The organism is Candidatus Poriferisocius sp., assembly GCF_965214065.1.
Classification (GTDB): domain Bacteria; phylum Actinomycetota; class Acidimicrobiia; order Acidimicrobiales; family Bin134; genus Poriferisocius.
Window position 1 is genome coordinate 1 of sequence record NZ_CBDCAT010000013.1, and the last position, 7,926, is coordinate 7,926.

The window sequence follows — 7,926 nt, forward strand, 5'->3', positions numbered from 1 at the left end:
ACCACGGTGATCCCATCGGGCCGGGAATGGTCGGGGAGATTGCGGTCAGGCCCGGTGACCCCACCCAGATGATCGAGTATTGGGGCAATCCGGAGGCTACCGCCGGGCGGTTGCGCAACGGTTGGATCATGACCGGCGATCAGGGGACCGTCGACGCCTCGGGCTACATACGTTTCTTGGGGCGTGACGATGACATGATCTCCAGCGCTGGGTACCGGATCGGGCCGGCTGAGGTGGAGGAGTCTCTGGTGCGCCATCCGCAGGTCGCGGAGGTTGCGGTCGTGCCAGCACCGGATCCGGTGCGAGGCCAGGTTGTTAAAGCGGTGGTGGTACTCGCCGAGGGATGCACCGGCACCGACGAGTTGACTGCGGAGCTTCAGACGCAGGTAAAGAGCCAGCTAGCGGCCTACAAGTACCCCCGCGTAGTTGAGTACGTTGAGAGCCTTCCCAAGACGACCACCGGTAAGCTCAACCGGAAGCTGATCGCCTCTGGGGAACCGAGCTAAGAGCACAATCCCCGTCCGTGTTCGACCCGGCTACCCGCCTCTGTCCTTTGTTGGCAACCTAGGCTACGATTTCAAAGGTGATGTTGAACGTCGAATGGCTTGAAGAGATTCCCCTCCGTGAACCGGCCGCCGTGTTGGCGTTCGAGGGTTGGAACGATGCCTCCGATGCTGCCTCCCGGGTGCTCCACTACCTCATGGATAAGCACACCTCCACCCTCATAGCTCGACTCGATCTCGAGGATTACCTCAACTACCACGAATCACGCCCCCTGGTGATGTTGGAGGGTGGGGAGCGGAGCATTCACTGGCCGACAGTCGGGGTCTTCGCGGTTCCCTTGCCCACCCACACCAGCGACCTAGTCCTAGTTATGGGGGAGGAGCCCCACTTGCGTTGGCGACGATTTTGCCTCGACATTGTGGAGATTTTCCGTCGACTTGACGTAGGCAGGGCGGTATCTTTGGGTGCCTTCATAGGCGAGATACCACATACCTTGCCTACCCCGGTATTCGGCAGTTCAACCGACCCCGACTTCGCGGTCCGGTTCGGGCTCCACGCATCGACCTATGAAGGACCGACGGGCATCACCGGCGCGATCACCAACGTCCTCGCCGATGAAGGCATCGACGCCGCCGGGCTCTGGGCTGGTATTCCCCACTACCTAGCGGCCAATCCCAGCCCCACCGGCACTCGTGCTCTCCTATACGCTTTGGGCGATGTAATCGGGTTCAGATTTGACGTCACCGACCTTGACGCGGAAGTCACCGATTACGAAGACAAAGTGCAGGCCGCCATCGCTGAGTCGAGCGAGTTGGTGGGCTATGTTCGGGGATTGGAGGAAGAAAGCCAGCACCGGGCGATCTCGCTCAGCCGAAGCAGCCGCCTCGTCGAGGAGATCGAGCGCTTTCTCCGCAACCCAGGTTGACGGTGCCGGGCTACGCACCGGGGTTCGACCATCAATGGGACCAGAACCGGGTTGGTGTTGTCCTGTGCTCAACGATCCCGCCGGAAGGAAGAAGATGGCCGACTTCGGCTAGTATTCCGTTCAGTTCACGACTGAGGATGTGATTTGGGTTCACTAATCAAGAAGCGTCGCAAGAAGATGAGCAAGCATAAGTATCGCAAGCGCATCAAGGCTAACCGCCACAAGAAGAAGCGGTAGGCGAGCCCATTTCTAGTCGGCGCCGACCGTGTCCGGTGCCAGGGTAGTCACCCTCCCATCTGATCCAAGGGCGTCTTCAAGAGCTTCCATTACGGCGCTGGCCCGGTCGTCCGAGGCCAATGCCAGGACCGTCGGTCCTGCTCCCGACAGGCATGCATACGCTGCGCCTGACTGCATGGCCGAGTTGATCAGCCGTCCCAGTATCGGGTAATTGGCTATTCGAGGGACCTCGTGGATTTCGTCCCCGAGAGCGTTGGCCAGAACCGCGGGCGATCCGGTCCTCATTCCGTCGATAAGGGCGGTAATCCGGCCCATTGTTCTAACCGCTACCCCCAGAGGTACCCGGTCGGGGACGACGGTACGGGCGTCTTTAGTGCGGAGCTCGAACCCGGGGATTGCCGCCAGCGGGACCAGACGAGCCGAGAGGTGATGGTGCACTACCCATCCTTGAGCTACCGATACCAAGCCGCCATATACCGCGGCTGCGGCGTTGTCGGGGTGGCCTTCGAGGTGTTTGACGCGCCGGAACAACTGATCATGGGTGGGGTTTCCGCCTTGGGCTCGCAGCGCCGCTAGGGCCCCGGCGGTATAGGCGGCTGCACTTGACCCGAGGCCGCGGCAGACAGGTATGTTGTTCGCTACCTGCAGCCGGAGCGGTGTAGTACACACCGCCTTTGCCGCCCGCAGAACGGCGTCCTGTTTTTCGTCTCCTACGTAGGCCTCGGGGCCGAGATGATGTACGGACCAACGGTCGTCGGGTGTGGCGGTGACCTGACAGCGTAGGTCCAACGCTAGGGCCATAGTGTCGAAACCGGGTCCCAGGTTGGCTGAGGATGCGGGTGCCGAAGCGGTGCTCACGACGCTACGTCGGTCTCGATGAAGATGTTCGCCGCTGATGGAAAGGCCGTTCGGATGGCTTGCTCAACCTCCCCCACGGTTTGATGGACCTGGTCGCCGGAAAGACCTCTCAAGATCACTATGTCGAGGTTCACCAGCATCTCATCGGGGCTCATCGCCATGGTGAGGAGCCGGTTCACCGCGGTCACGTTGGGATGAGCCAGCACCCTGGATCTGATGTTGGCCCGGTCCCGGCGCCCAGCCGCTTCGCCGATGAGGAGGCCTTTTATCTCAAAGGCCAGGAAAAACGCCACCCCGGCCAAGAGGATCCCGATAAGGATGGATGCCAGAGCATCCCACATCGGATCCTGGGTGTAGTAGGTGGTAACGATCCCGGCCAGTGCCAGAAGCAGGCCTGCCATGGCCGCACTGTCTTCGAAGAGGATCACCAGGAGGGGGGCGTCCTTGGTCTCGCGGAGGGTGCGCCAAAGGGCACGGGACCCTCGGGCCCGGTTGAATTCCCGTACCGCGACAAACCAGGAGCTTCCCTCGAACGCCAGGGCACCCACCAGGACCGCTACGGAGATTCCCGTGTTCTGCACCTCATGGGGATGCTGGAGGGCGCTCACGCCGTGCTGAACGGAGAAGACCGCACCCCCGATGAACAACATCACGGCCACAATGAAGCTCCAGAAGTACACCTCCTTGCCTCGGCCGAACGGGTAGGTTGCCCCTCCGGGCCGTTTGGAGGCCGACATGCCCCACAGGAGGATGGCCTGGTTTCCGGCATCGGCTACCGAGTGGATTGCTTCGGCCAGCATCGCCGCTGACCCCGTGATCGCGGTGGCGACGAACTTTGCCACTGCTATGGCGGTGTTCGCCAGCAACGCGGCGATCACTGCGGTGCGCGAACCCTGTGAAGCCATCTCTTATCCAGTGTACGGGACATTCTTGGTTCGCGGTAGTTAGCGGTCCGACTACGGTACGGTTGCCATGGCCGACTTATTTGGATTGGACTCGTTACTCGCGCAGCTGATGATGGCCCTCGGGTTGGCTATGGTGGCGGGCAACGGCTTGGCCATGTGGAAGCATCATCGAGGCGAGACCCCCGACCGGGTTGAGGGCTCATACCACCCCGGTAGGGCCCGGTTCCTGTTAGCGGTGGGGGCAATCATCAGCATATGGGGTCTGGCCGGTCTGATCAGCTAGCGGTGGCGCTCGGCTGGGACCAGTGGAACAGGATCTGCGGAAGGGGCGGTGTCTGCGGTTAGGATTCGGGCTCGCCTTGCGGGTGTAGTTCAGTGGTAGAACATCAGCTTCCCAAGCTGAGAACGGGGGTTCGATTCCCCTCACCCGCTCTGGCCCCCTGTCACCTCGGGGTAGCAATCGGCCCGGCAAGCCGGTAACGTGTCCTTCCCTTCCCTTGACAGCGGGTTCGTCCCATCGCCGAGCTAATCGGAGCGAGCGATGATCTTATCCGACTACGACATCAAAGCGGCTATCGCGGAGCGACGGATCGAGATCGATCCGTTCGACCTAGCCAACGTCCAGCCTTCGTCGGTGGATCTACGGGTGGATCGGACGTTCCGAGTCTTCGAGAACCACCTCTATCCGTACATCGATCCCAAGTCGCCCCAACCGCACCTGACCAAGGAACGGGAGGTGGCAGAGGATGGGCGCTTCATTTTGCATCCCGGCGAGTTCGTCCTCGGTGCCACCTACGAGCGGATCCGGTTGGCGGACGATATCGTGGCCCGGTTGGAAGGCAAGTCAAGCCTGGGCCGTATCGGTCTTCTGATTCACTCAACAGCCGGGTTCGTTGATCCCGGGTTTGACGGCTACCTCACCCTGGAGCTGGCCAATGTAGCCAATCTTCCTATCGCCATATACCCACGGATGCTGATCGGCCAGGTCAGCTTCTACTACCTCTCCAGTCCGGCGGAGCATCCTTACGGATCGGCCGGGGCAGGCTCGAAGTACCAAGGTCAGAGGGGACCCACCGCATCCAAGATCCACGAGGACTTTCCGTAGACCGTCCCCCTAGAGAGCGGCGACCCAACAAGGGTTTTGTCCTTGTCGCAGGCTTGTTAATACAGTATCCGTTGCTAAGCACCCGGGGAAGAAACGACCCTTGGCACCGACGATCCTACGACTGAGTACCGGAACGTTGGCTACCTCTACCGAGAAACCCCCGATAACTACCGCCCGTGTGCTGTCCCGAGCTGCAGGTTTACCCGAATCGTCCACAAACAGCACGCGGCCACTCATCGATGCTGGACCTCCCAGTCGTTGTTCCCTCAGGCAGGGTAAGGCGGCCGGGTGTTGTGCTGAGCTGTTGATCCTTTTTGCCCCGGGAGTCAGCCAGAAATGTCCGAACAGAAGCTGAGGTCCGGAAAGCGATTGAAGCCGGGCATGGCCGATCACGCTCCGAACCTGGTGGTGTGAGGCGGGGGTGGGACCCAGCGATGCCGGAAAGCCGCGTGGGGCCGCTGCATGTGTCCGGGTTATCGGGCTTCGGGGCTCTTAGAGGAGGGTCTCCGGTTGGTAGGCGGCGGTGTCGGGGTGTTCCGCCACAACCTCGGACACCTCGGCAGCGACCTGATCTATCTGGTCCGCAGCTCGGCCGGTCGGGACTCCTGACATCACGACTTGGCGGATTTCGTGGCCATCGAGAGGAAACGAGCGGTCAGCACCGAGGGCCTCCCAGAGGTCGTATCCGTTTCCCCGGTGCCGGGCGTCGGCCGCCGCCAGGGTGTGGTGCCGTATTACTTCGTGGGCCTCTTCGCGTCCCATCCCCGCTTGGACCCCCGCGGTGAGCAGTCGGGTGGATGAGAAGAACGGCAACTCCGCTTCGAGTTCGGCTTGGATGGTGCCGGGGAAGGCGGTGAAGCCGTCGAGGACGTGGAGCATGGCTTCCAACAGGCCGTCGCAGGCGAATATGGAATCGGGGATCATCACCCGGCGCACCACCGAGTCGCTGACATCCCCTTCGTTCCAGCGGCCTCCCGCCAGAGCGCCAGCCATACCCAGGTAGCCGTTCAGCAACACGGAGAAGCCGCCGATGCGTTCACAGGTTCGCATGTTCCGCTTGTGGGGCATGGCGGAGGATCCGACCTGTCCGCGGGCGAACCCTTCCGTCACCAAGTCGTGTCCGGCCATCAGACGTAGGGTGGTGGCCAGGCTGGAGGGTCCCGCCGACAGTTGGACTAGAGCGGCCACCACCTCAAGATCGAGGGATCTGGGGTAAACCTGCCCCACCGCCGACAACGTTTCGCGGAATCCGAGCCGCTCGGCCACACTCCGCTCTAGGTATTCCACCTTGTCGGCGTCGCCATCAAAGAGATCTAGCAGGTCCTGCTGGTTGCCGACCGCCCCCTTAAGCCCCCGAAGTGGGCACTTGTCTATCAGGTACTCCAGTCGTCGGAAGGCGAGGAGGGTCTCTGCAGCAGCGTCAGCGAACCTCTTGCCGAGTGCGGTGGGCTGGGCGGGGACGTTGTGGGTGCGGCTGACGATGACAGTGTCACGGTGCTCCAAGGCACGCGCCGCCATCCGCCCCAGCACCGCCACGGTCTTGTCGGCGAGGATCTGGAGGGATTGCCGGATCAGCATCTGCTCCACGTTCTCCGTGACATCTCTGGAGGTCAGACCACGGTGGATCACCTCGTGCCCGGCCAGAGAGCAGAACTCGTCGATGCGAGCCTTGACATCGTGGCGGGTGATGCGCTCCCGGGCCCTGATCGAGTCCAGATCCACCTTCCTGACAACCGCCCGATAGTCGCGGACCGCCGACGCGGGAGTCGGAATCTCCAGCTCGGCCTGGGCTTCCAGGACCGCAGTCCAAAGCTCTCGCTCGATGATGACCCGACCCACCGGAGACCATACCGATCGGATGGCCGCGGAAGCGTACCGGGAGGCGAGAACGTTAGGGATAGCCTCGCTGGGTAGATCGTCGGGTGCTATGCGGTCCATCATGGGTTGGATGCTATACGACCGGGCGGGTTCCGGGACTCCGTGTGAGCGTGGCCTTGACCAGTCCGCCTCGTCGGTCCGAGCGCTGCTCAGTGGGCTCGGGCCGGTGGTTCCCATTCGAGATCGGCGAGATGGGCTAGGGCCAGGATTAGAGACTGGGTTCCCTTCCTTCCCAGTCCCAAGGCTTGTAGGGAGACGTAGAGTTCATGGGCGAGGGCCAGACCGGGGACCGGGAGCTTCATACCCGCGGCCTCCCGTCGGGCAATGTCCATGTCCTTGACGAAGTGGTCGACAAAGAAGCCCGGCTCGAAGTCCCCCGCCAGGATTCTGGGACCGTAGTTGGAAAGTGACCACGATCCGGCTGCCCCGCCGCTCACCGATTCCATGACGGTAGGCAGGTCAAGTCCGGCCCGTTGTCCGTAGAGCAACGCCTCGGACAGGCCGATCATGCCAGTGGCGATCAGGATCTGGTTCACCGCCTTGGTGTGTTGTCCGGCACCGGGTCCGCCTTGACGAACGATCGTCTTGCCCATGGTGTCGAACACCGGCCGGACCCGCTCCACCACGTCCTCATCGCCGCCGACCATGATCGATAGCATCCCGTTGCGGGCACCGATGTCGCCTCCACTCACCGGCGCGTCGATAGCGGACACGTCTCGCCGGGCGCATTTTTCGGCTATCTCGATGGCCAGGGCGGGTTCGGAGGTGGTCATGTCTATAAGGACCGATCCGGGCGAAGCCCCCGAGAGGAGACCGTGTTCGCCGAGGAACACCTCGCGGACGTCGTGGGGGAAGCCGACGATGGCGCAGGATATGTCCGATCTGGCCGCCACTTCGGCGGGAGTTTCGGCCCACACCGCGCCCCGAGCGATGAGGCCGTCGGCCTTGGCTCTGCTGCGGGTGGTAACGGTGACCGGGTAGCCAGCGTCGAGCACATGCCCGCACATCGAAACCCCCATGACACCCGTTCCTACCCAACCGATCGAGGGCATGTCGGTCACGCTTTGCTCCCTTCAATGACCAGCTTTCCGTGATGATCTCCCGCTCCCATCCGAGCCAACGCTTCCGGCAGGTGCTCGAACGGGTAGACGCTATCGGTGAGTACCGGCAGTTCCCCGGCGGCCACCCACCCCGTCACGCGGGCGAAGTCCTCGTGGTCGTACATGGTGGAGCCGATGATCTCAAGGTGGCGGAAGAAGAGAGGAGGCACGCTGACCTCCACTTTGGGGCCGCTAGTGGAACCGCAGGTCACCACCCGGCCGCCAGGTTTGAGGGATCGCATCGACTGGTTCCAGGTGGCCGGACCGACGTTCTCAAACACCACGTCGGCCTGCCTCCCGGCCGCCTCCTTCAGTGCCTTCGAAAAGGCAGTGTCCGAGCGGAACCCCCCCGCGGCGCCCATCGAGACGGCCCGTTCGATCTTGGTGTCACTGCGGGAGGTGACGTAGACCTCG

At 62.6% G+C, this 7,926-nt stretch carries 10 protein-coding genes and 1 tRNA gene; 6 read left to right on the forward strand and 5 right to left on the reverse strand.

What is annotated here, in order from left to right; translation table 11 throughout:
• The 3 genes from ACOOGG_RS00575 to ACOOGG_RS00585 all read left to right on the forward strand — a co-directional run.
• The coding region (locus ACOOGG_RS00575; protein ID WP_420431206.1) for an AMP-binding enzyme at positions 1 to 506 on the forward strand (506 nt) is incomplete at its 5' end.
• An 80-nt stretch (positions 507 to 586) separates the two neighbouring features.
• Positions 587 to 1,429 carry a PAC2 family protein gene (locus ACOOGG_RS00580; RefSeq protein WP_420431223.1) on the forward strand — a complete coding sequence of 281 codons (843 nt, stop codon included), beginning with the start codon at positions 587 to 589 and terminating at the stop codon, positions 1,427 to 1,429.
• Positions 1,430 to 1,573: 144 nt separating this feature from the next.
• Complete coding sequence (locus tag ACOOGG_RS00585; protein WP_420431208.1) at positions 1,574 to 1,666, forward strand: AURKAIP1/COX24 domain-containing protein; 93 nt, start codon at positions 1,574 to 1,576, stop codon at positions 1,664 to 1,666.
• 12 nt (positions 1,667 to 1,678) lie between these two features.
• Here the strand turns inward: ACOOGG_RS00585 and ACOOGG_RS00590 are convergent, their stop codons facing one another.
• Both ACOOGG_RS00590 and ACOOGG_RS00595 read right to left on the reverse strand, forming a co-directional pair.
• A complete protein-coding gene (locus ACOOGG_RS00590) occupies positions 1,679 to 2,524 on the reverse strand; it encodes a homoserine kinase (protein WP_420431210.1) in 846 nt (281 codons plus the stop codon).
• Entirely contained in the window at positions 2,521 to 3,429 is a 909-nt protein-coding gene (locus tag ACOOGG_RS00595; protein WP_420431213.1) for a cation diffusion facilitator family transporter, read from the reverse strand. The genes ACOOGG_RS00590 and ACOOGG_RS00595 overlap by 4 nt, the downstream gene beginning before the upstream one ends.
• A gap of 67 nt (positions 3,430 to 3,496) precedes the next feature.
• Between ACOOGG_RS00595 and ACOOGG_RS00600 the strand changes: the two genes are divergently transcribed.
• The 3 genes from ACOOGG_RS00600 to dcd all read left to right on the forward strand — a co-directional run bounded on the left by ACOOGG_RS00600 (position 3,497) and on the right by dcd (position 4,534).
• Positions 3,497 to 3,712 (forward strand): hypothetical protein, encoded by a 216-nt coding sequence (locus ACOOGG_RS00600; protein WP_420431215.1) that lies wholly within the window; start codon positions 3,497 to 3,499, stop codon positions 3,710 to 3,712.
• Between the two features lie 78 nt (positions 3,713 to 3,790).
• A tRNA-Gly gene (locus tag ACOOGG_RS00605) sits at positions 3,791 to 3,861 on the forward strand.
• Positions 3,862 to 3,970: 109 nt separating this feature from the next.
• The gene (gene dcd, locus ACOOGG_RS00610; protein ID WP_420431217.1) at positions 3,971 to 4,534 is read left to right on the forward strand and encodes a dCTP deaminase; all 564 of its coding nucleotides are present in this window, start codon (positions 3,971 to 3,973) and stop codon (positions 4,532 to 4,534) included.
• 492 nt (positions 4,535 to 5,026) lie between these two features.
• Here the strand turns inward: dcd and purB are convergent, their stop codons facing one another.
• The 3 genes from purB to ACOOGG_RS00625 all read right to left on the reverse strand — a co-directional run.
• The gene (gene purB, locus ACOOGG_RS00615) at positions 5,027 to 6,475 is read right to left on the reverse strand and encodes an adenylosuccinate lyase (RefSeq protein ID WP_420431219.1); all 1,449 of its coding nucleotides are present in this window, start codon (positions 6,473 to 6,475) and stop codon (positions 5,027 to 5,029) included.
• Between the two features lie 86 nt (positions 6,476 to 6,561).
• On the reverse strand, positions 6,562 to 7,464 hold the full coding sequence (locus ACOOGG_RS00620; RefSeq protein ID WP_420431225.1) for an NAD(P)-dependent oxidoreductase: 903 nt from the start codon (positions 7,462 to 7,464) through the stop codon (positions 6,562 to 6,564).
• A gap of 5 nt (positions 7,465 to 7,469) precedes the next feature.
• On the reverse strand, positions 7,470 to 7,926 hold a 457-nt coding region (locus tag ACOOGG_RS00625; protein ID WP_420431221.1), incomplete at its 5' end, for a zinc-binding dehydrogenase.